The organism is Bradyrhizobium elkanii WSM2783 (assembly GCF_000472865.1).
Classification (GTDB): Bacteria; Pseudomonadota; Alphaproteobacteria; order Rhizobiales; family Xanthobacteraceae; genus Bradyrhizobium; species Bradyrhizobium elkanii_A.
Window position 1 is genome coordinate 22,998 of record NZ_AXAP01000064.1, and the last position, 25,010, is coordinate 48,007.

Genomic DNA, 25,010 nt, shown 5'->3' on the forward strand with positions numbered 1-25,010 from the left:
CATGGACAAATCCGCCATCGAACAGCGCAAGGCGCGCGCGAAAACCTGGTTTGAAATACTGCGCGACGATATCTGCGCGGCCTTTGAGCGGCTGGAGGATGACGCGCCTGCTTGGCTCTATCCAGGCGAAGCCGGGCGCTTCGTGCGCACGCCGTGGGAACGCACCGACCACACCGGCAAGCCCGGCGGCGGCGGCGTGATGGCGATGATGCGTGGGCGCTTGTTCGAGAAGGTCGGCGTGCACTGTTCGACCGTGCATGGCGAGTTCGCTCCCGAATTCCGCGCCCAGATCCCGGGCGCGGCGGATGATCCGCGCTTCTGGGCCTCGGGCATCTCGCTGATCGCGCATCTGCACAATCCGAACGTGCCGGCGGTGCATATGAACACCCGCTTCGTCGTCACCACCAAGGCGTGGTTCGGCGGCGGCGCCGACCTCACGCCGGTGCTGGACCGGCGGCGCACGCAGGACGATCCGGATGCGCTCGCCTTCCATGCCGCGATGCAGTCGGCCTGCGATGCGCATGCGCGGATCGCGCCGTATGAAAAATACAAGAAATGGTGCGACGACTATTTCTACCTGCCGCACCGCAAGGAGGCGCGCGGCATCGGCGGCATCTTCTACGATTGGCACGATAGCGGCGACTGGGACGCCGACCTCGCCTTCACCCAGGATGTCGGTCGCGCGTTCCTGAAGATCTATCCCGAACTGGTCAGGAGCAATTTTGCGACGGCATGGACCGCCGACGATCGCGAGGAGCAACTGGTCCGGCGCGGCCGCTATGTCGAGTTCAATCTGCTCTACGACCGCGGCACGATTTTCGGCCTGAAGACCGGCGGCAATGTCGACTCGATCCTGTCGTCGATGCCGCCGCATGCGAAATGGCCGTGAGATCGCCATCGTGACCAAACTCCCCCGCGCCATGCTGATCGACATGGACGACACCATCCTGTCGGCCTATGCCCGGCCCGAGATCGCCTGGAACACGATCGCGGCCGAATTCGCCGATGAGTTGGCGCCACTGGATCCGCCGATCGTTGCCGCCGCGATCCTCGCTTTCGCCCGGAAATTCTGGTCCACGGCGGAGCCGATCTGGCGCCTGAAACTCGAGGAAGCGCGCCGCGAAACGGTCAGGGGCGGCTTCGCCACGCTTCGCGCAAGCGGCCACCCGCCCCTTTCAGACGACCTCGCGGTCCGGATCGCCGACCGCTTCACGACGTTTCGCGAGGAAAGCATCTTTGTCTTTCCCGGCGCGCACGACGCCATAGACGGGCTGCGGTCGCTTGGCATCAAGCTCGCGCTTGTCACCAACGGCGCTGCGCTGATGCAACGCGCCAAGATCGAGCGCTTCGCACTGACGCACCGCTTCGATCACATCCAGATCGAAGGCGAGCACGGCTTCGGCAAGCCGGAAGAGCGCGCTTATCTGCACGCCATGGATGCGCTCGGCGTCAGCGCAGCGGACACCTGGATGATCGGCGACAATCTGGAATGGGAGGTCGTCGCACCGCAACGGCTCGGCATTTACGCGATCTGGATCGACGTGCACGGGGATGGTCTTCCCACGGGATCGACCGTCAGGCCGAATCGCATCATCCGCTCCCTGACGGAACTGCTTCCCGGCGCGGACCGGTAACGGCGCCCGCGCTTCGCCGCGCAGATCAATCCCCGTCAAAATCCTGTGGGAACGTTCCTTCGTGATCGGACTGTCATGACAGCTCTGTAACGTGCCGGCGTGTCGATCACGCGAAGGATGGGTGCACCATGGAACTGAAACCAGGCGATGTGGTGATGCTGAAATCGGGCGGGCACCCGATTACGGTGGCGGAAGTGAACGAGGACTCTGTCGAGTGTGTTTGGATGGGTATCGACGGCGATCTGTTTCGGGAAACGCTTCCCCTTGCCGTCCTCGAAGCCGCCAATCTTGATGACGAGGAAGAGGACGACGACGAGGAAGACGAAGAAGACGACGAGGAGGAAGAAGACGAGGACGAAGACGACCGCAAGGGCAAGGTCGCGTAAGTCCCTTCCTGCGATGCGGCCCGGTTCACAAGACCTGGCGGCGTCGGCGAGCAATCTCGTAGCCCGGGTGGAGCGCAGCGCAACCCGGGACAGCCCAATCGATGTTGACGAGCGCTCCCGGGTTACGCTGCGCTTCACCCGGGCTACAGCACTATCTCAGCGCCGATGAGATCATCACGATACCGCCCGTGATCACGGCGATATCCAGGATTGCGGTGTGGACGTGCACGGGCATGCGCTCGACGAACGCTTTCGCCAGGAATGCGCCGGGGATCGCGACCACACCGATCAGGATCGCAAAGGCGAGCACCTGCGCAGTAACCACGCCGGCAAGCCCGAACACCGAAATCTTCACGATGCTGGTCGCCAGCGAGATCACCGCATCGGTTGCGATGACAGCGGCACCGTCGAGACCGGCCGCCATCAGCAGCGACAGCAGGATCACACCCGAGCCCGCCGTGCCGCCGACCACGACACCGTAACCAACCGCGCCCGCGGCAAGGCCAGTGTCGCCGATCCTGACATCATGGCGCTTGAGCAGCCGCCGCAGCGGCACGCTCAGGATCAGCATGCTGCCGATCACGATCGAAGCACCGGCACCGGAGAGCCGTGTGTAGGCGTACGCACCGAGCGCGGTCGTCAGGATCGCAGCCGCGATCACGATCAGCGCGCGGCGGCGGTCGGCATAGCTGACATAGGCGACGAAGCGGCTCAGATTGGTGAAGATCGAGGAGATCGCGATGATCGGCACCACCGGCTCGGCACCGACCAGCGGCACCAGCACCAACGGCATCAGGGCGCCGGTGCCATAGCCCGCGAGCCCTCCGACGGCCGAAGCGAGCAACGCGACACCGGCGACCAGCAGAAGTCGGAGCACGGAGATATCGGAAAGGCTGGCGAGGATGTTCACAATCGGTGGTCGTGGGTGAAGCGGGCGACGGTCTCATCGGCCATTGCCGAGAGCGCCGTCTGGTCAAGAGGAAACTCCGCGGCGAGCCACGCCTGCTCGGCTTGTGCCAGCACATGGCCGAGCGCAGGCCCCTCGGCAATCCCGCGCGAAATGAAATCGGCCGCCTTCAGCGGAAATTTCGGCGCCTGCCAGCGCTGCGGCAGGCGCGCCAGTTCGCGCCAACGAGCAATGTCGCGGCCATCGCTCATCCGCGCCCAGGCCAGCATCATCCGGTCGAGATAGGCCGCCTCACCGAGACGGTAGAGCCAGCGGCGTGCCGCCGCCTCGTCGATGCCGGCGAGCTGCCACCAGCGATCCGCCATCGCTTCCAGCGCCTTCGCCTCGGCATTGGTGAGCCGCAGCTTGGAGGCAACGCGCTTTGCGTCCTCGGTGATGGCAAGCGCCAGCGCACCGAGCCGGCGCACCGCGCTCGCCTCGAGCCCGAGCTCGCGCTCGGCCGCGATCATGACCGCGAACGGCCCGGTATAGCCGACGCTGCCCAGGATCATCTGCAGCAGGCCGCCATCGGCCATCGCGGTGACCGCGGTCACCGCGCCGTCGGCGACCACGAGCTTGAGCACTTCCATGCGCACGCGCTCCGCCGAAAGCTGCGCCAGGCCGGCACGGCCGGCGATGCAGGCAAGATAGCCGGCGCGATCGGGATCGCCGGCGCCGTAGGCCGCATGCATGCGAAAGAAGCGCAGGATGCGCAAGTAGTCCTCGGCGATGCGCTGACCGGGATCGCCGATGAAGCGCACGCGGCGAGCGGCGATATCATCGAGCCCGCCGACATGGTCGTGCACCACGCCGGCTGCATCGACCGAAAGGCCGTTGATGGTGAAGTCGCGCCGCTCGGCATCGCGCGCCCAGTCGCGGCCGAATGCGACCTTGGCCTTGCGGCCATAGGTTTCGGTATCCTCGCGCAGGGTCGTGACCTCGAACGGATGCTTGTCGACGACCAGCGTCACCGTGCCATGCTCGATGCCGGTCGGCACGCTCTTGATTCCTGCGGCCTTGGCGCGGCGCATCACCTCCTCAGGGACCGCCGTGGTCGCGAGATCGATGTCGCCGATCGGTCGGTGCAACAGCGCGTTACGCACCGCGCCGCCGACCACACGCGCTTCCTCACCGTCGGCGTTGAGCAACGCGAGCACGCGTGCCGTGGGTCCCGATCTCAGCCAAGGCGCCTGCTCCAGCGCGCGTGCATGCGTCATTTCTCAACTCCGGGCACGAGCTTGCCATTCTCGATATGAGCGGGGACATAGGTCGAATTCGGCGGCGCACCAGAGAAATGGGCGAGCAGCACGAAACTGACCACGACCAGCAGCAGCGCACCCAGCACCAGCTTCGCAATCAAAGGCAAAGGCCAGGAAGATTTCGCCAAGACGCCGGAGCGCGTTGCAATGAGGAACACGGCATAGACTGCGAAAGGGATGAGGAAGATCCCGATCTCGGTCAATACCGGACGGATCATGGCAGGTAGATCCGTTCGTACAATACGCGCAGGATCCCGGCGGTCGCGCCCCAGATGTAACGTTCGGCAAAGGGCATCGCATAATAGGAGCGCTCGATGCCGCGGAATTCCTTGCTGTGGCGCTGATGGTTCGCCGGGTTCATCAGGAACGAAAGCGGGACCTCGAACGCGTCGACGACTTCACCCTCGTTGATCTTGAGCCTGAAGCCGGGCTTCACCCGCGCCACCGTCGGCAGGATACGAAAACCAAATGCCGTGCCGTAGAGATCGAGATAGCCGAGCGGCTCGATGAAGTCGCGCGTGAGCCCGACTTCCTCATTGGCCTCGCGCAGCGCGGCATCGAGCGGAGAGGCATCCGTCGCGTCGATCTTGCCGCCGGGGAATGAGATCTGGCCGGCATGGCTGCTCAAATGCTCCGAGCGCTGCGTCAGCAGCACCGTCGGCTCATCGCGGTCGACCACCGGGATCAGCACCGCGGCCGGCCGCACCGGCTGTTCGTGCGCGACGATCTCGAGCATGCGGTCATTGCCGGAGTCGCCGGTCCTCGGAATGATGTTCGGATCGACCAGGCCGGGCGGGACGTCGAAATTCAGCCGCGCATGGCTGCGCGCGAAAAACTCCGCCGAGCTGATCGCCGCCGGCTCCGTCTTCAGCATCGGCTCGTTCAAAGCGCGTCCCTCACCTCTTTCGCATCCGCCATCGCGAAGAATGCGCCGCCGGACTCGATTCCGAACATCGGATGACCATCGACCATCCGCTCTTCCCCCATGTCAACCAGATCGTAGTAGAGCGGACGGGTGACCTTGGCCCAGAGATCGGCGCGGACATGCAGATAGGGCATGAGCCCGCCGTCATTGCCCGGCTCGAAACGAAGGCCGTGCGCGGCATCGCAATCGACCCAGTCGTCGACGTTGGTGCGGAACCTGAGCAGCCGCCCGCGCGCGTCCCCATCCTTTTGCATCTCGACCGCAAGGAAGGGCGCATCGTCGACGCGGATGCCGACCTTCTCCACCGGCGTCACCAGGAAATGCTTGCCGTCTTCGCGCTTCAGGATGGTGGAGAACAGCCGCACCAGCGCCGGCCGGCCAATCGGTGTTCCCATATAGTACCATGTGCCGTCGCCGCCGATTCGTATATCGATATCGCCGCAGAACGGCGGATTCCACAAATGCACGGGTGGAAGGCCCTTGCCGCCGGCCGGATTTGTTTTTGCGGCATTAGTGGCCGCGGCGGTCAATCCTTCGAGGCCCTGACGGCTTGTTTGCCCTTCGTTCGCCATGGTTTGCCTTAAGGTTGAGAGCTTCAATCTGGCACGATTGGTGCACGTTTCTTACGTACATCTTTCAGATGTGCGTAGGTATGCCGTTCTCGCCACATCGTGATGGCGTTCATACCCTGAAAAGCCGCTAAGGTGGGGATAGTTTAATTCAACGAATACATGGCCTTCGCTTATGCTTAGCTTGGGGCCCATGGCGTGACGATGTGAAGGTTGCGCCGTCGATAGGAGCACGGAATGGCTGGTGCAGACAGTGTCGAAAAACTGGAAGACGTGATCGTCCGCTCGGCCGAGCAGGTTGCCGGCCAGATCCGTACGGCAAAAGAGGCGATTTCCACGGTTATTTTCGGCCAGGACCGGGTGATCGAGAATACCTTGGTGACGATCCTTTCCGGCGGACATGCGCTGCTGATCGGGGTTCCCGGCCTTGCCAAGACCAAGCTCGTGGAGACGCTCGGCATCACGCTCGGCCTCGACACCAAGCGCATCCAGTTCACCCCGGACCTGATGCCGTCGGATATCCTCGGCGCGGAGGTGCTGGACGAGAGCAACACGGGCAAGCGCTCGTTCCGCTTTATCGCAGGTCCGGTATTCGCGCAGCTTCTGATGGCGGATGAGATCAACCGCGCCAGCCCGCGCACCCAATCGGCGCTGCTGCAAGCCATGCAGGAGCAGCACATCACGGTTGCGGGCGCCCGCCATGACCTTCCCAAGCCATTCCATGTGCTGGCGACGCAGAACCCGCTGGAACAGGAAGGCACCTATCCGCTGCCCGAAGCGCAGCTCGACCGTTTCCTGATGGAGATCGATGTCGACTACCCCGACCGTGAGGCCGAACGTCGCATCCTGTTCGAAACCACCGGCGCGGAAGAAACGCTGGCGAAGGCTGCGATGAACGCGGAACTGCTGCTCAGCGCGCAACGCCTGGTGCGAAGGCTGCCGGTCGGCGATTCCGTCGTCGACGCCATCCTGTCGCTGGTGCGCGCCGCGCGGCCCAACCCGGAAGGCGAGAAGCTGATCGCCTGGGGACCGGGCCCGCGCGCCAGCCAGGCCTTGATGCTCGCCGTCCGCGCCCGCGCCCTGCTCGACGGGCGGCTCGCGCCCTCGATCGACGACGTGCTCGATCTCGCCGAACCCGTGCTCAAGCACCGCATGGCGCTGACGTTCACTGCGCGCGCCGAAGGCCGCACCATTCCTGACGTGATCAAGCAATTGAAGACGCGGATCGCTTGATGGCCGCAGAGAACAAGCGCCTGGACGAGGAGATCCTCGCAGTCCGACGTGCCGACGGCGAAAGCCGATCGCTCGCCGCGTCGCTGCCGCGCCTGGTGCTCGAGGCCCGCCGCATTGCCAACAACGTCATCCATGGCTTGCACGGCCGCCGCCGCGCAGGCGCCGGCGAGAGCTTCTGGCAATATCGCCGCTTCGTCTCCGGCGAGCCGTCGCAGAATGTCGACTGGCGGCGCTCGGCGCGCGACGATCATCTCTACGTCCGCGAGCAGGAGTGGGAGGCGGCGCACACTGTCTGGATCTGGCCCGACCGCTCGCCGTCGATGGCGTTCGCGTCCAAGCAGGCGCGCGATTCCAAGCTCGAGCGCGGCCTGATCGTCGCCTTTGCGCTGGCCGAGTTATTGGTCGCCGGCGGCGAACGCGTCGGCATTCCCGGCTTGATGAACCCGACCGCCAGCCGCACGGTCATCGACAAGATGGCGCAGGCGATGCTGCATGACGATGCGACCCGCGCCAGCCTGCCGCCGTCCTTCGTGCCGTCGGCACTTTCCGAGATCGTGGTGCTGTCGGACTTCTGGTCGCCGATTTCGGAAATCCGAACCACGCTCGCCGGGCTGTCGGCCTCGGGCGCGCACGGCACGGTGATCCAGGTCGTCGATCCCGCCGAGGAAACCTTCCCCTATTCCGGCCGCGTTGAATTCGTCGAACCCGAAGCGGGCACTGCGATTACCGCGGGCCGCGCCGAGAGCTGGGCCAGCGACTATGTCGCGCGCGTCGCGCTGCATCGTGACGAGATCCGCGCCGAGACCAACCGGCTCGACTGGTTGTTCTCGACCCATACCACCAGCCGTTCCGCGGCGGAGCTGCTATTGTTCCTGCATAACGGCATGACGGTGAGCAAGGCCAGCGTACGGTCCACCGTCAAAGTGGGGCTCGGCGCATGATCGCAGGCCTGCCGCTGTCCTTTGCCGAACCGATGCTGCTGCTCGGCCTTCTGAGCCTGCCGGCCCTTTGGTGGCTGCTCCGCGTGATGCCGCCACGGCCGCGGCGTATCGAATTTCCGCCGACCAGATTGCTGTTCGACATCCAGCCCAGGGAAGAAACGCCCTCGCGCACGCCATGGTGGCTGACGCTGCTGCGCCTCCTCGCCGCCGCGCTCGTCATCTTCGCCGCGGCCGGGCCGATCTGGAATCCGCAGACCGGGCTTGCATCCTCCAAGGCGCCGCTCGTGATCCTGCTCGACGACGGCTGGAGCTCGGCCTCGAGCTGGGATGCCCGGATCAGGGCCGCCGACGAACTGATCGCCAGTGCGGACAATGACCGCCGCGGCGTAGCGCTGGTGCCGCTGTCGGAGCCCGCGCGCGACATCACGCTGATGCCGGCCGGCACCGCGCGCGTCGCGCTGCGGCAGCTCGCGCCGAAGCCCTATTCGATCGACCGCGTCGACACGCTGCCGGTCATCGATCGGTTCCTGAAAGCCACCGGCGATGCCGAGATCGCCTGGCTGTCCGACGGCGTCGACACCGGGCGCGGCACAGAATTCACCGAAGGCCTCGGCAAGCTGGTCGAGAACCGCACGCTGACGATCTACGAGGGCGGTGCGCCGTCCGCGCAGGCGCTCGTTGCCGCCGAGAACGCCGCGGCCAAGATGACCGTGAAGGTCCTGCGCACCGAGACCGGCATCACTTCCGGGACGGTTCGCGCGCTGGATGCCAAGGGCTCGCCGATCGGCGAGGCGCGCTACGCCTTCGCCCCGCAGGATCGCGAGACCGAGGCATCGTTCGATCTCCCGGTCGAACTGCGCAACGACATCGCCCGGCTGGAGATATCAGGCGAGCGCTCCGCCGGCGCGGTGCAGCTCCTCGACAAGAGGTGGCGGCGCCGTGCGGTCGGCGTCGTCTCCGGCGCGACCAACGACACCGCGCAGCCGCTGCTCGCCTCAACCTTCTACCTTTCCCGCGCATTGTCGCCATTCGCCGATGTGCGTCTTGGCGACCGCGGCGCGCCTCAGCAGGCGATCGCCCAATTCCTCGACCAGCGGCTGCCGATGATCGTGATGGCCGATGTCGGCACGCTGTCGCCGGATATCCGCGAGCGGCTGAATGCCTGGATCGACCAGGGCGGCGTGCTGGTGCGTTTCGCCGGCCCACGGCTGGCGCAAGCCGATGACGATCTGGTGCCGGTGAAGCTGCGCCGCGGTGGCCGTGTCCTCGGCGGCAGCCTGACCTGGGAGAAGCCGCAGCATCTGGCGTCGTTCACAGCCGAGGGCCCGTTCGCCGGTCTTCCAGTGCCGAAGGACGTTACCGTGAGCCGGCAGGTGCTGGCCGAGCCGGATGCCGTGCTCGCCACCAAGAGCTGGGCGTCGCTGGAAGACGGCACGCCGCTCGTCACCGGCGAGCATCGCGGCAAGGGCGTGGTCAGCCTGTTCCACGTCGGCGCGGACTCGCGCTGGTCGGACCTGCCGATGTCCGGCACTTTCGTCGAGATGCTGCGGCGGCTGGTCGACATGTCCGGCTACACCTCGACGCCTGGTGCTGGAGTGGCCGGCGAAGCCAAGGCCGAGACCGTGGCGCCGCTCCGCACGCTGGATGGCTTTGGCGCGTTCGGTCCGCCGCCGTCGACCGCCAAACCAATGCTGGCCGACTATCGCGACCGCGCGACACCGGATCACCCGCCCGGCTTCTACGGCCCGGCTGACGCCCCGATCGCCGTCAACACGCTGGCGACCGCCGACCGCATCGCCCCGCTCGACACGTCTGCCCTGCGTGCACGGCGGGCGAGCTACACCAATGCCGAGCCACGCGACCTCCGCGGCATCCTGCTGTCATCGGCGCTCGGCCTGTTCCTGCTCGATGCCATCGTGGTGGCCATGCTCGGCGCCGGCCTTGCCGCGTTGTGGCGGCGGCGCGCGGCACCTGCGGCGCTGGCGCTCGCCTTCCTGCTGGCATCGATGGCGCCGTCCGCCACACGCGCCGAGAACAGCGACGACTTCGCCATGAAGGCGGTTTCGCAGACGCGGCTCGCTTATGTCGTCACCGGCAATGCCGACGTCGACTCCATCGTGAAAGCCGGCATGTCCGGGCTGACACTGTTCCTGGCGCAACGCACCGCGCTGGAAGCCGGCGATCCCGTCGGCGTCGACCCCGCGCGCGACGAACTCGCCTTCTTCCCGCTGATCTACTGGCCGATCGTGCCCGGCGCGCCAAAGCCTCCGCAGGACGCGATCAACAAGATCGACGCCTATATGAAGCAGGGCGGCACCGTGCTGTTCGACACCCGCGACGCCGTCGAGGCGCCGCCCGGCGACAATGGCGGCTCGCAGACGCCGGGCATGCAGGCGCTGCGCGAGATCCTGTCCTCGCTCGACGTGCCCGAGCTCGAGCCGGTGCCGCGTGAGCACGTGCTGACCAAAACGTTCTACCTGTTGCGCGACTTCCCCGGCCGCTTCACTTCGGGCCAGACCTGGGTCGAGACATTGCCGCGCGAAGACGATGACGAGGCCGCACAGCGCCCCGCCCGCGGCGGCGACGGCGTCTCGCCGATCATCATCACCTCCAACGATCTCGCCGGCGCCTGGGCGATCCGGCCCGACGGCCAGGCGATGTTGCCGCTCACCCCCGGCGAGCCGCGCCAGCGCGAATTCGCCTTCCGCGCCGGCGTCAACATCGTGATGTATACGCTGACCGGCAACTACAAGGCCGACCAGGTGCACGCGCCGGCCCTGATCGAGCGGCTGGGACAATGATACGCTGGGACATTCACCACGCACACGCCGTCATGGCCGGGCTTGTCCCGGCCATCCACGCCTCGCCGCTCAGCACGAAGAACGTGGATGCCCGGGACAAGCCCGGGCATGACGATGCGGATAGGTTCGCATTATGAATTACGGCATTGCCTTCACGCCGCTGGTGCCCTCGCTCGTGCTGTGGATCGGGCTTGCGGCGATCGTCGTCATAGCGGCGCTTCTCCTGCTGTCACGCACGCGCGGCGCATGGATACGCGTCGCGGCGCTGGCGCTCATTTTGCTCGCGCTTGCCAACCCCTCCTTCACCCGCGAGGACCGTGAACCCTTATCCTCGGTCGCCGCCGTCGTGATCGACAAGAGCCCGAGCCAGAATTTCGGCACGCGCAACCAGGAGACCGCGAAGGCGCAGGAGGCCCTGGTCGACAGCCTGAAGAAGATCAAGGGCCTGGAAGTGCGCGTCGTCGACGGCGGCCAGGCCGACGGCGAGACCGACGGCACCAAGCTGTTCGGCGCATTGTCCTCCGCATTGTCGGACGTTCCGGTCGACCGTGTCGCCGGTGCCTTCCTGATCACCGACGGCCGTGTGCACGACATCCCGGCCAATGCCGCCGGCCTCGGCTTCCAGGCGCCGGTGCACGCGTTGATCACCGGACGCAAGGACGAGCGTGATCGACGGATTGCAATTTCGGCCGCGCCGCGCTTCGGCATCGTCGGCCAGACCCAGACCATCACCTACCGGCTCGACGACCAGGGCGTGACCGGCCAGAGCGCCAGGATCACCGTGCGCCGCGACGGCGAGGTGATCAACGAGCGTACGCTGCAGAGCGGCCAGACCGCCAATGTCGACATCGACATCAAGCATGCCGGACCCAATATCGTCGAGATCGAGGCATCTCCGCTCGACAATGAACTGACGCTGGTCAACAACCGCGCGGTGGTCGCGATTGACGGCGTGCGCGACAAGCTGCGTGTGCTGCTCGTCTCGGGTGAGCCGCATTCCGGCGAGCGCACTTGGCGTAACCTGCTGAAGTCCGACGCCAGCGTCGACCTCGTGCATTTCACCATTTTGCGTCCGCCGGAAAAGCAGGACGGCACGCCGATCAATGAATTGTCGCTGATCGCGTTTCCGACCCGCGAGCTGTTCCAGCAGAAGATCAACGAGTTCCAGCTCATCATCTTCGACCGCTATGCCCGCCAGGGCGTGCTGCCGATCGCCTATTTCGACAATATCGCGCGCTACGTCCGCGCGGGGGGCGCGGTGCTGGTCTCCGCCGGTCCGGACTATGCATCCACCACCAGCATCTGGCGTACGCCGCTCGACTCGGTACTCCCGGCCGAACCCGTCGGCGTCACCGAGAAGCCGTTCTATGCACATCTCTCCGACGCCGGAAAGCGCCACCCAGTGACGCGCGGGCTGGAAGGCTCGAACAGCGAGCCGCCGCATTGGAGCCGCTTCTTCCGTACCGTCGACACCCGCAACGCCATCGGCCAGCCTGTGATGACCGGCGCCGACGGCAAGCCTCTGCTGCTGCTGTCGCGCTTCGGCGAGGGCCGCGTCGCGCTACTGCTCTCCGACCACATCTGGCTGTGGGCGCGCGGCTATGAGGGCGGCGGTCCGCATCTCGACCTGCTCAGGCGGATGTCGCACTGGCTGATGAAGCAGCCCGATCTGGACGAGGAAGCGTTGCGGCTGCAGCTCCAGGGCCGCGATCTCTCCGTGGTGCGCCAGACCATGGGCGACAACGTCCCGCCGGTCACCGTGACCTCGCCAAGCGGCGCCACGCGCGAGATGACGCTGACCCAGGGCGAGCCGGGCGAATGGAAGGCGACGCTGCCCGCCAACGAGCTCGGCCTGTGGCAGGCGACCGACGGCACGCTGAAGGCGCTGGTCAATGTCGGTCCGACCAACCCGAAGGAATTCTCGGAAGTGACCTCCACGACCGAGATGCTGAAGCCGCTGGCGCAGGCAACAGGCGGCGACGCCCGCCGCGTGGTCGACGGCACCAGCCTCGACATGCCCCGCATCGTGCCGGTCCGTGCGTCGAGCGTGTTCCGCGGCGAGGGCTGGATGGGCGTCAGGATGCGCGACGCCAGCGTCGTCAAGGGCGTCGGCGTGCTGCCGATGTTCGCAGGGCTGATCGGCCTGTTGCTGCTGCTCGGCGCCTTCGCCGCGACGTGGCTCCGCGAGGGGCGGTAGGCGAAATCGGCCACGGTCTCCCCTCATCCCGAGGAGCCGCGAAGCGGCGTCTCGAGGGATGGGCTCCGGGCGAGATCAGGGCCTCATGTTCGAGACGGCGCTATGCGCCTCCTCACCATGAGGGTCTATCATCCGCGCCGTTGCAACAATCACACAGCCTCAACTGATCGCGCGACGCTCGCCCGAGCCGCGGTTGACACCGCCATCTCCTTCCGATGTTATAATGTAACATCGGGCCGGTCAGGGTAGGCCGTCCCCGGGGTGGGCATAGATTCGTGAAGTGGATTCGAAAACACGTCAAACTTGGCGCGCGGCTGGCGTTGTTCGCGCTCGCCGTCCAGTTTGTGCTGTCGTTCGGCCACTTCCATCCGGCGCAGGCCGCTCCCGCGCTCCAGACCGCGACATCGCAGACCGACTTCCTTCGTGCCGCGGACCTCGTGGTCACGGATGCGGCGAGCCTGTCCGCGCCCCAGCAACCATCTCCGCACCAGGATAACCATCAGCAGCCCGCCGACGGCTGCGCCATCTGCGCCGTCATCACGATGGCGCACGGCATGCTGTTCGCAACGCCTCCGGTGCTGTTGCTGCCGCAGGCGATCGAACTTCTCAAGCTCACCAGCGAAGCCGGCTTCGCCCATCTCGGCACCGCCCATCGAGCGTTCCAGTCGCGCGCGCCACCCCTCTCCTGATCGATTGACCGAACCGCCTTCGCACGCCCGCTGCTCAAGCGAGATGCGAAGCACATCGCAATCGGGTCCGTCGGCGCGGCCGACGACATCAGGATCAGGAAAATGGGATTCAAGAAAAAACGAGCTTTCCACATCGGTGGAGCAAGCTGGCTGGTACTATGTGCGCTCGGCAGCGGCGCGATCGCTCAGGATGCACCCGCAGCGGCGCCGGCAACGCAACTGCCTGACATCAACGTAACGGCACCAAGTCCGATCGTGCGGCGCCACCGGGCCGTTGCTCCGGCGCGCGCCCCCGTTCGCGCCGCGCGCAGCACACCCGGCCGCAATCGCGAGCGCGTAGCCCAACAACCGCAGCCCGCGCCGGCCGCGCCGCCAGCGCCACAGCAAGGGGTGCTGCAGGTCGTGACCGATCAGTTCGCAACGGTCACCGTGGTGCCGAACGAGGAAATTCGCCGCGAGGGCACCGCACAGCTCGGTGACCTCCTGTTTTCCAAACCGGGCATCACCGGCTCAACCTTTGCGCCGGGCGCTTCGAGCCGGCCGATTATCCGAGGTCTCGACGTCAATCGCGTTGGAATCATCGAGAACGGCAATAACGCCGGCGGCGCCTCGGATCTCGGTGAGGATCATTACGTGCCGGTTGATCCGCTCGCCACCAACCAGGTCGAGGTCATTCGTGGTCCGGCGGCGATGCGTTACGGCTCGACTTCGATCGGAGGCATCGTCAGCGCGACCAACAACCGCATTCCGGATGCCCTTCCCTCATGCGCGGCCCCGCCGTTCCAAACCTACGGCCTGCCAGCGAAAGCGCCGCTGGCCGGCGCGCCTTCGTCACCTTGCGTGAACGTCGAGACGCGAACAGCGGTTAACTCCGCCGACCGTGGCGTCGACGGCGGCATCCTGCTCGATACCGGCGCAGGCAATTTCGCGTTTCACGCCGACGCCTTTGGTCGCAAGGCCGGCGACTACGACATCCCGAGCTACCCCTACTTGTTCGACCACTCGAGACCGGTGAACTACCGCCAGCCGAATTCGGCCATGCAGGCGGATGGTGCCTCGATCGGCGGCTCGTATATCTTCAATGGCGGCTTCATCGGCGCCGCAATCACCCAAAACGATACACTTTATCACATCCCTGGTATCGACGGCGCCGACCATCAGACCCGGATCGACGCACATCAGACCAAGATCACCATGAAAGGCGAATACCGGCCGGATGCCGCGGCCATCGACGCAATCCGTCTCTGGGCCGGCGCGACCGACTACAGACACAACGAGCTTGGGCTGGCGGATCCAGCCAATCCCTTCAGCGACGGCGTACGTCAGACCTTCACCAACAAGGAGCAGGAGGCCCGCGTCGAGGTTCAGTTGATGCCGTTCAACGCGCGCTTTGCCGAGGTGACCACCGCGTTCGGCCTGCAGGGTGGCCACCAGGAATTGACCGCTCCGAGCCCGGACGATCCCGGTTCGCTATTCAACGGCCTGTGGAATCCGAACAACAACAACCGTATCGCCGGCTACGTCTTCAACGAGTTCAAATTCTCCGAGACCACCAAGGCGCAGATCGCCGGCCGTATCGAGCATGTCGAGTTGCACGGCTCGACACCGAATTTCCCACCCGACTTCCTGCCTGACGGCAATCCGCAGTTCAACATCGCCCGCAATCCGTCCTTTACGCCGAAAAGCGGCAGCATCGGGTTGATCCAGAACCTGCCCTACGATCTCGTCGGCAGCATCACCGCACAATATGTCGAGCGCGCGCCAAAGCCCGCGGAACTGTTTTCGCGCGGCCCGCATGACGCTACCGCCACCTTCGATATCGGCAATCCCAACCTGACGATCGAGACCGCGAAATCGGTCGAGATCGGCCTGCGCAAGGCGACCGGACCGTTCCGCTTCGAGGCAACCGCCTACTACACCCATTTCGACAATTTCATCTTTCGCCGGCTCACCGGCGTGATGTGTGACGGGGACTTCAATTCCTGCGGCGCGCCCGACGGTGAATTGAACCAGGCGGTCTATTCCCAGCGCAACGCCACCTTCCGCGGCGGCGAGTTCCAGAGCCAGCTCGATATCGGGCCGCTCTATAGCGGCATCTGGGGCATCGAGAACCAGTTCGACATCGTCCGCGCCACATTCAGCGACGGCACCAACGTGCCACGCATTCCGCCGATGCGCCTCGGTGGCGGCGTCTATTGGCGCGACGACAACTGGTTCATGCGCGTCAACCTGCTGCACGCGTTTGCACAGAACGACGTCGCTCCGATCGCGGAGACGCCGACGGCGGGCTACAACCTATTAAAGGCGGAGGTCAGCTACAACACCAAGCTCGACCAGTCCTGGATCGGCGCACGCGAGATGACGGTCGGCCTCGTCGGCAACAACCTGCTCAACGAGAACATCCGCAACTCCGTCTCCTATACCAAGGACCAGGTGCTGCTGCCCGGCATTGGCGTCAGGGCCTTTGCGAACCTGAAGTTCTGAGCCGGTTCCTGCTCCCTCTTTCGCTTGCTGCGGAAGAGGGAGAGCACGGTGACTTCCTCTACCGTGCCTTGCTCCAATCGGGGCCGATCGGACCGGAGACGTCGGCGAAGGCGCCCTCCACCAGTTCGGCCACCAGCAGGCGATTGTAGTCAACCGGGCCGGGCATGGTCGCCCTGCCCTTCGGGACCACCTTGAAGCCGACGCGGCTGTAGTAAGGCTCGTCGCCGACCAGGATCACGAGGCGGTGCCCTTTGGCCTTGGCATCGGAGAGCGCGCGGTCGAGCAGCGCGCGGCCGACGCCGCGGTCACGAAACGGCGGCTCCACGGTCAATGGGCCCAGCATCAACGCCGGCGTGTCGCCGATCATGACGGGCAGTTGCCTGACCGAACCGACCAGGAGCGTGCCGATGCGCGCGGTGAAGGACAGATCGAGCAGATGGTCGACATGTTCGCGCAGCCGATAGGCGCTAAGCACGAATCGGCCCGGCCCGAACGTGCGTTCATGCAGGCGTTCGATCGCCTGGGCGTCGTTCGGCGTTTCCGGCAGGATGGTCAGCGACAAATCACTCATGGTGATGCGCGGGATAGCACCTGGATCGGGCGCGGTCCATCGCCCGCGTCATTTCTTGTTAATAGCCGGCTGGGACAGATAGGCGAGCAGCTTCATCTCGCGGCGGCCGCGGGTCACCGTGTCAAGCACCAGCCCTGATGAGACCGACAGCATCGCCACGATCATGAGGCCGGTCGACAGCACCGCCGTCGGCAGCCGTGGCACGATGCCCTCTTCGATGAACGTGATGACGATCGGGATCGCCAGCACGATCGAGATCAGCGCGAGGACCACGCCAATGCCGGTGAAAAACCGCAGTGGCTTCTCCGAACGGTAGAGCCTCAGGATGGTTCCGAGAATCCGAAACCCGTCACGCCAGGTGTTCAGCTTGCTGACCGATCCCTCCGGGCGAGCATAATAGGGCGTCTCGATCTCGCCGACCGGCAATGCCAATTCCAGCGCATGGACGCTGAGCTCGGTCTCGATCTCGAAACCGTCCGACAGCACCGGAAAGGACTTGACGAAGCGGCGCGAGAACACCCGGTAGCCGGACAGGATGTCGCGGAATGCGTGGCCAAACACGGCGGACAGGAAGCCGGTCAGCATCCGGTTGCCGGTGCGGTGGCCTCTTCTGTAGGCAGCCGCGGATTGATCGATCCGGACGCCGACCACCATGTCGAGATGATCGTTCACCAGCATCTCGATCATGCGCGAGGCGCTCGGCGCGTCATAGGTCGCATCGCCATCGACCAGAACATAGATGTCCGCATCGACGTCGGCGAACATCCGCCGCACCACATGTCCTTTGCCTTGGCGCCGCTCGCTGCGGACCTCTGCACCCGAGGCACGCCCGATCTCGGCGGTACGGTCGCGCGAGTTGTTGTCATAGACGAAGATCTGCGCCTCCGGCAGCGCATTGCGGAAATCGGAAACCACAGTGCCGATCGCCGCTTCCTCGTTGAAACACGGCACAAGCACCGCGACGCGCAATGCGGACGCCGTCATCGCCACCGTCGCTGACCGAGCCATGACGTCCTCGCTCACCATCAGGCACTCGCTTTTTGCGGCATGCCAAAATCATCCGCGAGCTTCGGCGCCCAATGATCCAGGGTAGCGAACAACAACGTCCACAATGACAGCATGACAATCGGGATCACGTAATAGGGCGTGAAGACGGGATGGCTCATGAAGAAGATCAGATTGATGACGAGGTTAAGCGCGACGACGGCGACAATCTGTCGTGTCGCCACGCGTCCCCCTGACCGCCACAGCGCCACCACCCAGGCGATCGCAATCAGCAGCAGCGGGAATTGCGCATCCCGCACATATTGCAGCAGGACGGACGCATCCAATGCCGGCGGCACCGCGTCGACACCGCCATAGGTGGTCGAGAACGGGCTTCCCGCATTGATCGCATTCGCGATCAGTGTCGGTGCCATGCCGATCAGGAACGCGACGCCGAACGAAAGACCTTGCCAGAAGGTGTTCATGTTCCGAGCGCGCAGGAAGGCGATGAGGAAGAACACCGCATAGCCTGCCGACAGAAACAGGTTCGGCAGACGGAAATTGACGGAAAGGCCGATCAACAAGCCGACCGACGCGGCAAGCAGGATGCGACGTGCGCCGCTACTCGCAAACAGCCGCGCGGTCAGGAATCCGGTCAGCGCGCAGACCATCATGGTCGGCGCCACGGAATAGCTTGCCTTGGTCGGGTTGATCATCAAATAGAGCGCCACGATACCGAACAGGCCGGCGAGCACGACAGCGGAACGCGTGGCAGCGCGGGCCAGGGCAAGCAGCGCGACGGCGAAAATCGCGATCGACGCGGCGGCATAGAGCGGAGTCACCTGGAAGCCCGACGGAAACAGCGCGAGCACAAAGCCGGTGCCCGGCGGATATTGCAGCACGACCTTGTTCAACGCCGCCGTCAAGGTGTGGCACGGCCAGCGCGCGGGATCGCCCGGATCCGGGAAGTGGATCTCCTGGAGTTTACGCAGCGTGTAGCCGTCGTCATCCCTGACGACGTTCGTGTCCAGGCCGCTGGCGCCGAACCGCTGGAACAGATGCGCTTGGCGGAGGTAGCAGATGTCATCGTAGACGCCGCGGCTTTCGGTCCATTTCGAGATTGTCCAGATGTTGCTGATCAGGATCAGCAGCAACACGACGCCGAAGGCGGTTTTCAATTGTTTCATCCGGCCCCTGTCGCGGCGTTCCATCTTCAAGGTTGGGTCTTCTAGCACAAGCCGTCGCTAGCGCCATGTGGCGATCGGCGCCCCGCCATCGAGCACTTCGGCGATCCGCAGGCGGGTGCCGGGCGTGGTGTCGGCGGGTAATGCCGCCGGATCGAAGAAGCCGGTGTCCACGATCTCATGGTTCGGCTCCGGCAGGCGGTCCTGGCGGTACTGCCTGATGACGTAGACCGCGACATGGTCGCGGCGGGAGACGTGGCTGTTGAGGAAGACACCGTGCAGCACCGGGGCGCCCACAAGCTCGATGCGCCCCTCCTCCTCGAGCTCACGCCGCAGCGCTTCCATCAGCGTCTCGCCGACCTCGACGCCTCCGCCCGGCAGATACCAGCCGCTGACATAGCTGTGCTTGACCAGGAACACCTTGTTCTCGTGGTTAAGCACGACCGCACGCACGCCGAGCGTCATGCCGCGTGCCAGCCGAAAATAGAGATGGAACACCCGCCTGAGCTGCGGCTCGTAGCGCTTGCGCAAATCCATCAGGAACGTCACGAAAACCTCGACTGGAACGACAACGACGTTTGATCCTTGCGCGGAAGCCGCCCGCTTGCCAATAGAATGCGGACCATCAGGGAATAACCATGCCGCTGCTGTATATCACGGACAGGCCAACAGGGACGGAATGATGGCGGCGTTTCGGTTGGCGCATCTGTCCGATCCGCATCTGCCGCCGCTGCCGGTGGCGCGGCTGCGCGACCTCGCAGGCAAGCGCGCCTTCGGCTATCTGAACTGGACCCGCAACCGGCACAAATACCATCGGCGCGAGGTGTTGGATGCGCTGGTGGCGGACTTGCAGGGGCAACATCCGGATCACATTGCGATTACCGGCGATCTCGTCAATCTGGCGCTGGAGACGGAGTTCAAGCCGGCGCGCGCCTGGCTCGAAAGCGTCGGCCCGCCGGATCGCGTGACCGTCGTTCCCGGCAATCACGACGCCTATGTGCGGGCGACGCGGCATCGCTTCGCCACGACCTTCGCCGACTATCTGCGCGGCGATGGCGCAGACGGCGCCGCGCTGTTTCCGTTCCTGCGCCGGCGCGGTCCGGTGGCCCTGATCGGGACATCCTCCGCGGTGCCGACGCCGCCCTTGATGGCGACCGGATGGCTCGGCCACGCGCAGCTCGCGGCGCTCGAGCGGATGCTGGCGGAGTTGTCGACCGAAGATGCCTTCCGCGTGCTGCTGGTTCATCATCCCCTGCATTCGGATGCGCGCGTCAAGCGGCTCACCGACTCGCACAAGCTGCTCGATCTCATCAAGCGATACGGCGTGGAATTGATCCTGCACGGCCATGACCACATCCATTCCACGATGTGGTTCGACGGCCCCAGCGGCAAGATCCCGGCGATCGGCGTGCCCTCGGCTTCGGCGCTGCCGCGCCATCACTATCCGGCGGCGGCGTATAATCTGTTTTCGATCGAGCGCGACGGCAATGCCTGGCGCTGCGAGCAAGTGGTGCGCGGGATCGGCGACGACCTGCGCGTCGGGCGTCTGAGCGACACGCGGCTGGTGTGACGCTGCTAGAGATTGCCCAGGCTCGCGAACAGGGCGAGGCCGAACAGCGCGAGCGCGCCGAGGATGAAGCCGAGCAGGAACATCCCGAACCCGCGGCGGCGCCGCGGCTTCTCGGCGGGCACGGGCTCCGCCACCTTCGCCGTCGCCACCATCGCATGCTCGCGCTCGATCATGCGGCGGGCAACATAGTCGGTGACGGCATCGACGATGACAGGCACATCATGCGATTCGGCGAGCACGATGCGGCCGAAGCGGGTGTCCTGCACGAAGCGGTAGACCCGCTTGTCGCGTCCCATCACGACATGGGCAACGACATCGATCCACAGCCGCGGCGTCTCGCCCTGGCTGATGCCGCGGTCGAACAGATCGACCTTTTCCGGCACCTGCGCAAACAAGGGATCAAGCGCCTCGTTCAAGATTTCCAGCCGCGCGACCTCGGCATCGCGCAGTTCGACGACGACGCCAGTGCGGTCCGCAGCCTCGATCCGCGCCTTGCGCAAGGCTTCGCGCAGCGTCGGCCGCATCTCGCTCGCGGCATTGCCGGTATTCTGGGCGTCCGACATCCCTTGCGGCCTCGTCCTGACGGGTTCTACGCCTATTAACCTATCAGTAACCGTTACGTCCGCAAAGGCCGTTGGTTCCCAAGGGTTTATCGCGCGACTTATCCCCAAGGGGGCCTCGAAGGGGCGTCCCGAAATCAGACAGCCCCACCCGGAAATCCGGATGGGGCCGTCCGTCCTTGGACGTCTTCTTCTACGCTTGACCGTCGGCAGCCTCAGGCCGGGACACGGGAGGGCTCCTCCACGATGGAGAAGCGTACGCCGGCCTTGTGGCGGTTCTCTTCCGACACTTCGCGCCAGCAGTCCTCCGCTTCCTTGCGGGTTTTGAACGGACCTTTGACCTGGGCCGAGCCTTCGACGAGCTTGTGGAAGTTCATCGAGCCGAACTCGCCGCCGATCACCCAGAAATTGCTGCCTGTGGTCATGATAGTCTCCTGATCAATCCAACGGTTAGCCGAACTGGTTCATCGTGTTGTGGACGCCGCCCGCCTTCAGAGCGGCCTCACCGGCGAAATATTCCTTGTGATCGTCGCCGATATCCGAGCCGGCCATGTTCTGATGCTTGACGCAGGCGATACCCTGACGGATCTCCTGGCGCTGAACATTCTTCACGTACCCAAGCATGCCCTGCTCGCCGAAATACTCCCTTGCGAGATTGTCCGTCGACAGAGCTGCCGTGTGATAGGTCGGCAACGTGATCAGATGATGGAAGATGCCGGCACGCTTGGCTGAATCGGCCTGGAAGGTGCGGATGCGCTCGTCGGCTTCGATTGCCAGCGGCGTGTCGTCGTATTCCGCCTTCATCAGCTCGGCACGGTTGTACTTGCTGACGTCCTTGCCGGCTTCCTTCATCGCATCGTAGACCTGCCAACGGAAGTTGAGCGTCCAGTTGAACGACGGCGAATTGTTGTAGGCCAGCTTCGCGTTCGGAACCACCTTGCGGATCCGATCGACCATCTTGGCGATCTGCTCGATATGCGGCTTCTCGGTCTCGATCCACAGGAGATCGGCGCCGTTCTGCAACGAGGTGATGCAGTCCAGCACGCAGCGGTCTTCGCCGGTGCCTGGGCGGAACTGATAGAGATTGCTGGGCAGCCGCTTCGGACGCATCATCTTGCCGTTCTGGTTGATGATGACATCGCCGTTCCGAGCGTTGGCGGCCGTCACTTCCTCGCAATCCAGGAAGCTGTTGTACTGGTCGCCGATGTCGCCGGGCTTGTGGCTCACGGCGATCTGTTGCGTGAGGCCGGCGCCGAGCGAGTCGGTGCGGGTCACGACGACGCCGTCTTCGACGCCGAGCTCAAGGAAGGCGTGACGGCAGGCGCGAATCTTCGCCAGGAAGACCTCATGCGGCACGGTGACCTTGCCGTCCTGGTGGCCGCACTGCTTCTCGTCCGAGACCTGGTTTTCGATCTGCAGGGCGCAGGCGCCCGCTTCAATCATCTTCTTGGCGAGCAGATAGGTCGCTTCCGCGTTGCCGAAGCCGGCATCGATGTCGGCGATGACAGGCACGACGTGGGTCTGGAAGTTGTCGATCTTTTCGATCAGCGCCTTTTCCTTGGCCTTGTCGCCTTCCTTGCGGGCAGCGTCGAGCGCGCGGAAGATATCGTTCAGCTCGCGCGAGTCCGCTTGACGCAGGAAGGTATAGAGCTCCTCGATCAGGGCTGGCACCGAGGTCTTCTCGTGCATCGACTGGTCGGGCAGCGGTCCGAACTCGGAGCGGAGCGCGGCGATCATCCAGCCGGACAGGTACAGATAACGGCGATCGGTCGTGCCGAAATGCTTCTTCACCGAAATCAGCTTCTGCTGGGCGATGAAGCCGTGCCAGCAACCCAGCGACTGAGTGTACTTGGTGGGGTCGCCGTCATAGGCGGCCATGTCGGCGCGCATCAGCGCCGCGGTGTAGCGGGCGATATCGAGGCCGGTCTTGAAGCGGTTCTGCAGCCGCATGCGCGCCACGGCCTCGGCGGTCACACCGTTCCACGTGTCCTTGGTCTTGAGGAGTGCTTCGGCGGCTTCAATCTCGCTCAGATAGGAAGCCGGTCCCTGGATAGCCCGGTCGCTGATCCCACGTGGCTGGTAGTTCATGTCCGTGATCCTTGTCTTTGCCGTTCGTGCTTCGATCGACATTCGTGACAGTGCGTTGCGAAATGCGTGTCAGGAGCTAAACGCGAAGCGGTTGAATTAGTACAGATGCCTTGCACTCGAATGGTGATGTCATGTAACATCTGTTCTTGTGTGAAATGTCATTTTGTAAATTTCGTAATAAATAGGTCAGGAACACTGCCATGCCTGGCGAGTCCGGAAAAAAGCTGTTTGTCGGCCCACGCTTCCGCCGGATCCGGCAGCAATTGGGGCTGTCGCAGACCCAGATCGCCGAGGGACTCGGCATTTCCCCGAGCTACATCAACCTGATCGAGCGCAACCAGCGCCCGGTGACGGCCCAGATCCTGCTCCGCCTGGCGGAGACCTACGACCTCGACCTGCGGGACCTTGCGACCGCCGACGAGGATCGCTTCTTCGCCGAGCTCAACGAGATCTTCTCCGATCCGCTGTTCCGCCAGATCGATGTTCCCAAGCAGGAACTGCGCGACCTCGCCGAGCTCTGCCCGGGCGTGACGCACGCGCTGCAGCGGCTCTACGCCGCCTATACCGAGGCGCGCCGCGGCGAGACCCTGGTCGCCGCGCAGATGGCCGACCGCAACGAGGGCGCCCGCTTCGAGGCCAATCCGATCGAGCGCGTGCGCGATCTGATCGAGGCCAACCGCAACTATTTCCCCGAACTCGAGACCGCGGCGGAGAATTTGCGCGACGAACTGAACGTGGCTGCCGACGGGCTGTTCGCCGCGCTCTCGGCGCGGCTGCGCGAAAAGCATTCGATCGTGACCCGGATCATGCCTGTTGACGTGATGCGCGAGACGCTGCGGCGCTTCGACCGCCATCGCCGGCAGCTCCTGATCTCCGAGCTGGTCGATACGCCGAGCCGCACCTTCCAGCTCGCGCTGCAGATCGGGCTCGCCGAATGCGGAGCAAGCATCGATTCCATCGCCGGTCGCGGCGGGCCGCTCGACGATGCGGCGCGGCGGCTCTACCGCATCACGCTCGCGAACTATTTCGCCGCCGCCGTGATGATGCCCTACCAGCCCTTCCTTAGCGCCGCCGAGGCGCTGAGCTACGACGTGCATGTGCTGGCGCAGCGCTTCAACGCCGGCTTCGAGCAGATCTGCCATCGCCTCACCACGCTGCAGCGGCCGAACGCGCGCGGCGTCCCGTTCTTCATGCTGCGCGTCGACAATGCCGGCAACGTGTCCAAGCGCTTCTCCTCCGGCACGTTTCCGTTCTCGAAATTCGGCGGCACCTGCCCGCTGTGGAACGTGCATTCGACCTTCGACACCCCGGACCGCCTGCTCAAGCAGGTGATCGAGCTGCCCGACGACACCCGCTATTTCTCGATCGCGCAGATGGTGCGCCGGCCGATCGCCCCGCATCCGCTGCCGCAGCCGCGCTTTGCGATCAGCCTTGGCTGCGAGATCCGCCACGCCTCGCGCCTCGTCTACGCCGCCGGCATGGACCTCGAGAAGGCCGAGGGCACGCCGATCGGCGTCAACTGCCGCCTCTGCGAGCGCGAGAACTGCGCCCAGCGCGCCGAGCCGCCGATCACGCGCACGCTGATCCTGGACGAGAACACGCGGCGGGTGAGTTCGTTCGCGTTCTCGAATGCGCGGGAGTTGTGAGGGTCGTTGATCCCATGCTCGCGCCGCTCTCATCATCGTCATAAGCCGTAGCCGTTACTGTCACGCCTCGCACCGCTGTCGTCCCTGCGAAAGCACTAGGGCATGCACAGATGTGGTGCGGTGCGGCGGATTGACTCGGGGCGGGTGTGAGGGATTCCAGAATCGGGAATCTGTGTGATTTCTATTGTGGCACTTCGATTTGACGGAGGTGCCGCGATGTCGCCACGGATTGACTGGACGTTGGGCCGGTTCGGGGATCGTCGTCTCGATAAAGGGGGGCGGCGCTCGTCGAACGCATGGTTGCGGGCAAGGATGTTTGCCTGCGGCGGCTTGCCAAGGGTGA

At 64.9% G+C, this 25,010-nt stretch carries 23 protein-coding genes; 11 read left to right on the forward strand and 12 right to left on the reverse strand.

What is annotated here, in order from left to right; translation table 11 throughout:
• Position 1: 1 nt before the first annotated feature.
• From hemF to YY7_RS0136145, 3 genes are all read left to right on the forward strand, one after another.
• Complete coding sequence (gene hemF, locus YY7_RS0136135) at positions 2-889, forward strand: oxygen-dependent coproporphyrinogen oxidase (protein ID WP_028167458.1); 888 nt, start codon at positions 2-4, stop codon at positions 887-889.
• Positions 873-1,634 (forward strand): HAD family hydrolase, encoded by a 762-nt coding sequence (locus YY7_RS0136140; protein WP_051397101.1) that lies wholly within the window; start codon positions 873-875, stop codon positions 1,632-1,634. The genes hemF and YY7_RS0136140 overlap by 17 nt, the downstream gene beginning before the upstream one ends.
• 128 nt (positions 1,635-1,762) lie before the next feature.
• Positions 1,763-2,020 carry a YodC family protein gene (locus YY7_RS0136145; RefSeq protein WP_028167460.1) on the forward strand — a complete coding sequence of 86 codons (258 nt, stop codon included), beginning with the start codon at positions 1,763-1,765 and terminating at the stop codon, positions 2,018-2,020.
• A gap of 151 nt (positions 2,021-2,171) precedes the next feature.
• Here YY7_RS0136145 and YY7_RS0136150 read toward each other — a convergent pair whose 3' ends face one another.
• The 5 genes from YY7_RS0136150 to YY7_RS0136170 are packed head-to-tail and all read right to left on the reverse strand — an operon-like array spanning position 2,172 to position 5,722.
• Positions 2,172-2,930 carry a TSUP family transporter gene (locus tag YY7_RS0136150; protein WP_028167461.1) on the reverse strand — a complete coding sequence of 253 codons (759 nt, stop codon included), beginning with the start codon at positions 2,928-2,930 and terminating at the stop codon, positions 2,172-2,174.
• Entirely contained in the window at positions 2,927-4,183 is a 1,257-nt protein-coding gene (locus tag YY7_RS0136155; RefSeq protein ID WP_028167462.1) for a CCA tRNA nucleotidyltransferase, read from the reverse strand. Before YY7_RS0136155 ends, YY7_RS0136150 begins: the two co-directional genes overlap by 4 nt.
• On the reverse strand, positions 4,180-4,443 hold the full coding sequence (locus YY7_RS0136160) for a DUF6111 family protein (protein WP_028167463.1): 264 nt from the start codon (positions 4,441-4,443) through the stop codon (positions 4,180-4,182). Before YY7_RS0136160 ends, YY7_RS0136155 begins: the two co-directional genes overlap by 4 nt.
• Positions 4,440-5,099 (reverse strand): CoA pyrophosphatase, encoded by a 660-nt coding sequence (locus tag YY7_RS0136165; protein WP_409334758.1) that lies wholly within the window; start codon positions 5,097-5,099, stop codon positions 4,440-4,442. The genes YY7_RS0136160 and YY7_RS0136165 overlap by 4 nt, the downstream gene beginning before the upstream one ends.
• A gap of 8 nt (positions 5,100-5,107) precedes the next feature.
• Positions 5,108-5,722: a DUF1285 domain-containing protein gene (locus tag YY7_RS0136170; RefSeq protein WP_028167465.1), complete on the reverse strand. Its 615-nt coding sequence runs from the start codon at positions 5,720-5,722 to the stop codon at positions 5,108-5,110.
• A gap of 234 nt (positions 5,723-5,956) precedes the next feature.
• On the opposite strand from YY7_RS0136170, the gene YY7_RS0136175 reads away from it, so the two are divergent.
• The 6 genes from YY7_RS0136175 to YY7_RS0136205 all read left to right on the forward strand — a co-directional run bounded on the left by YY7_RS0136175 (position 5,957) and on the right by YY7_RS0136205 (position 16,064).
• Positions 5,957-6,952, forward strand: a complete 996-nt coding sequence (locus YY7_RS0136175) for an AAA family ATPase (protein ID WP_028167466.1) — start codon at positions 5,957-5,959, stop codon at positions 6,950-6,952.
• Complete coding sequence (locus tag YY7_RS0136180) at positions 6,952-7,893, forward strand: DUF58 domain-containing protein (protein WP_028167467.1); 942 nt, start codon at positions 6,952-6,954, stop codon at positions 7,891-7,893. Before YY7_RS0136175 ends, YY7_RS0136180 begins: the two co-directional genes overlap by 1 nt.
• Positions 7,890-10,694: a DUF4159 domain-containing protein gene (locus YY7_RS0136185; RefSeq protein ID WP_433994549.1), complete on the forward strand. Its 2,805-nt coding sequence runs from the start codon at positions 7,890-7,892 to the stop codon at positions 10,692-10,694. Before YY7_RS0136180 ends, YY7_RS0136185 begins: the two co-directional genes overlap by 4 nt.
• Positions 10,695-10,827: 133 nt before the next feature.
• Positions 10,828-12,891, forward strand: coding sequence for a membrane protein (locus YY7_RS0136195; RefSeq protein ID WP_028167469.1), 2,064 nt, complete (start codon positions 10,828-10,830; stop codon positions 12,889-12,891).
• A gap of 275 nt (positions 12,892-13,166) precedes the next feature.
• Positions 13,167-13,580, forward strand: coding sequence for a DUF2946 family protein (locus YY7_RS0136200; RefSeq protein WP_028167470.1), 414 nt, complete (start codon positions 13,167-13,169; stop codon positions 13,578-13,580).
• Positions 13,581-13,682: 102 nt separating this feature from the next.
• The gene (locus YY7_RS0136205; RefSeq protein WP_028167471.1) at positions 13,683-16,064 is read left to right on the forward strand and encodes a TonB-dependent receptor; all 2,382 of its coding nucleotides are present in this window, start codon (positions 13,683-13,685) and stop codon (positions 16,062-16,064) included.
• A 58-nt stretch (positions 16,065-16,122) separates the two neighbouring features.
• Here YY7_RS0136205 and YY7_RS0136210 read toward each other — a convergent pair whose 3' ends face one another.
• From YY7_RS0136210 to YY7_RS0136225, 4 genes are read right to left on the reverse strand one after another with little or no spacing between them, the layout of a single operon-like run.
• On the reverse strand, positions 16,123-16,635 hold the full coding sequence (locus YY7_RS0136210) for a GNAT family N-acetyltransferase (protein ID WP_028167472.1): 513 nt from the start codon (positions 16,633-16,635) through the stop codon (positions 16,123-16,125).
• Between the two features lie 48 nt (positions 16,636-16,683).
• The gene (locus YY7_RS0136215) at positions 16,684-17,643 is read right to left on the reverse strand and encodes a glycosyltransferase family 2 protein (protein ID WP_433994550.1); all 960 of its coding nucleotides are present in this window, start codon (positions 17,641-17,643) and stop codon (positions 16,684-16,686) included.
• Between the two features lie 17 nt (positions 17,644-17,660).
• Entirely contained in the window at positions 17,661-18,806 is a 1,146-nt protein-coding gene (locus tag YY7_RS0136220; RefSeq protein ID WP_028167474.1) for a hypothetical protein, read from the reverse strand.
• Between the two features lie 57 nt (positions 18,807-18,863).
• Entirely contained in the window at positions 18,864-19,340 is a 477-nt protein-coding gene (locus YY7_RS0136225; RefSeq protein WP_035691794.1) for an NUDIX domain-containing protein, read from the reverse strand.
• A 145-nt stretch (positions 19,341-19,485) separates the two neighbouring features.
• Here YY7_RS0136225 and YY7_RS0136230 point away from each other — a divergent pair, with 145 nt between their 5' ends.
• The gene (locus tag YY7_RS0136230; RefSeq protein WP_028167476.1) at positions 19,486-20,373 is read left to right on the forward strand and encodes a metallophosphoesterase family protein; all 888 of its coding nucleotides are present in this window, start codon (positions 19,486-19,488) and stop codon (positions 20,371-20,373) included.
• A gap of 5 nt (positions 20,374-20,378) precedes the next feature.
• On the opposite strand, the gene YY7_RS0136235 is transcribed toward YY7_RS0136230, so the two are convergent.
• The 3 genes from YY7_RS0136235 to YY7_RS0136245 form a co-directional block, all read right to left on the reverse strand.
• A complete protein-coding gene (locus tag YY7_RS0136235; RefSeq protein ID WP_028167477.1) occupies positions 20,379-20,936 on the reverse strand; it encodes a hypothetical protein in 558 nt (185 codons plus the stop codon).
• A gap of 212 nt (positions 20,937-21,148) precedes the next feature.
• Positions 21,149-21,358 carry a DUF4170 domain-containing protein gene (locus YY7_RS0136240; RefSeq protein ID WP_028167478.1) on the reverse strand — a complete coding sequence of 70 codons (210 nt, stop codon included), beginning with the start codon at positions 21,356-21,358 and terminating at the stop codon, positions 21,149-21,151.
• Positions 21,359-21,383: 25 nt separating this feature from the next.
• Positions 21,384-23,021, reverse strand: a complete 1,638-nt coding sequence (locus tag YY7_RS0136245) for an isocitrate lyase (protein WP_028167479.1) — start codon at positions 23,019-23,021, stop codon at positions 21,384-21,386.
• 200 nt (positions 23,022-23,221) lie between these two features.
• On the opposite strand from YY7_RS0136245, the gene YY7_RS0136250 reads away from it, so the two are divergent.
• Complete coding sequence (locus YY7_RS0136250) at positions 23,222-24,667, forward strand: helix-turn-helix domain-containing protein (protein WP_028167480.1); 1,446 nt, start codon at positions 23,222-23,224, stop codon at positions 24,665-24,667.
• The last annotated feature ends 343 nt before the right edge of the window (positions 24,668-25,010 follow it).

Excerpts from the sequence above, each read along its gene's own strand:
- hemF (WP_028167458.1), top strand. The coding sequence starts at position 2 with ATGGACAAATCCGCCATCGAACAGCGCAAGGCGCGCGCGAAAACCTGG.
- YY7_RS0136140 (WP_051397101.1), top strand. The coding sequence starts at position 873 with ATGCGAAATGGCCGTGAGATCGCCATCGTGACCAAACTCCCCCGCGCC.
- YY7_RS0136145 (WP_028167460.1), top strand. The coding sequence starts at position 1,763 with ATGGAACTGAAACCAGGCGATGTGGTGATGCTGAAATCGGGCGGGCAC.
- YY7_RS0136155 (WP_028167462.1), bottom strand. The coding sequence starts at position 4,183 with ATGACGCATGCACGCGCGCTGGAGCAGGCGCCTTGGCTGAGATCGGGA.
- YY7_RS0136160 (WP_028167463.1), bottom strand. The coding sequence starts at position 4,443 with ATGATCCGTCCGGTATTGACCGAGATCGGGATCTTCCTCATCCCTTTC.
- YY7_RS0136165 (WP_409334758.1), bottom strand. The coding sequence starts at position 5,099 with ATGCTGAAGACGGAGCCGGCGGCGATCAGCTCGGCGGAGTTTTTCGCG.
- YY7_RS0136170 (WP_028167465.1), bottom strand. The coding sequence starts at position 5,722 with ATGGCGAACGAAGGGCAAACAAGCCGTCAGGGCCTCGAAGGATTGACC.
- YY7_RS0136175 (WP_028167466.1), top strand. The coding sequence starts at position 5,957 with ATGGCTGGTGCAGACAGTGTCGAAAAACTGGAAGACGTGATCGTCCGC.
- YY7_RS0136180 (WP_028167467.1), top strand. The coding sequence starts at position 6,952 with ATGGCCGCAGAGAACAAGCGCCTGGACGAGGAGATCCTCGCAGTCCGA.
- YY7_RS0136185 (WP_433994549.1), top strand. The coding sequence starts at position 7,890 with ATGATCGCAGGCCTGCCGCTGTCCTTTGCCGAACCGATGCTGCTGCTC.
- YY7_RS0136195 (WP_028167469.1), top strand. The coding sequence starts at position 10,828 with ATGAATTACGGCATTGCCTTCACGCCGCTGGTGCCCTCGCTCGTGCTG.
- YY7_RS0136205 (WP_028167471.1), top strand. The coding sequence starts at position 13,683 with ATGGGATTCAAGAAAAAACGAGCTTTCCACATCGGTGGAGCAAGCTGG.
- YY7_RS0136210 (WP_028167472.1), bottom strand. The coding sequence starts at position 16,635 with ATGAGTGATTTGTCGCTGACCATCCTGCCGGAAACGCCGAACGACGCC.
- YY7_RS0136215 (WP_433994550.1), bottom strand. The coding sequence starts at position 17,643 with ATGGCTCGGTCAGCGACGGTGGCGATGACGGCGTCCGCATTGCGCGTC.
- YY7_RS0136220 (WP_028167474.1), bottom strand. The coding sequence starts at position 18,806 with ATGAAACAATTGAAAACCGCCTTCGGCGTCGTGTTGCTGCTGATCCTG.
- YY7_RS0136225 (WP_035691794.1), bottom strand. The coding sequence starts at position 19,340 with ATGGATTTGCGCAAGCGCTACGAGCCGCAGCTCAGGCGGGTGTTCCAT.
- YY7_RS0136230 (WP_028167476.1), top strand. The coding sequence starts at position 19,486 with ATGGCGGCGTTTCGGTTGGCGCATCTGTCCGATCCGCATCTGCCGCCG.
- YY7_RS0136235 (WP_028167477.1), bottom strand. The coding sequence starts at position 20,936 with ATGTCGGACGCCCAGAATACCGGCAATGCCGCGAGCGAGATGCGGCCG.
- YY7_RS0136240 (WP_028167478.1), bottom strand. The coding sequence starts at position 21,358 with ATGACCACAGGCAGCAATTTCTGGGTGATCGGCGGCGAGTTCGGCTCG.
- YY7_RS0136245 (WP_028167479.1), bottom strand. The coding sequence starts at position 23,021 with ATGAACTACCAGCCACGTGGGATCAGCGACCGGGCTATCCAGGGACCG.
- YY7_RS0136250 (WP_028167480.1), top strand. The coding sequence starts at position 23,222 with ATGCCTGGCGAGTCCGGAAAAAAGCTGTTTGTCGGCCCACGCTTCCGC.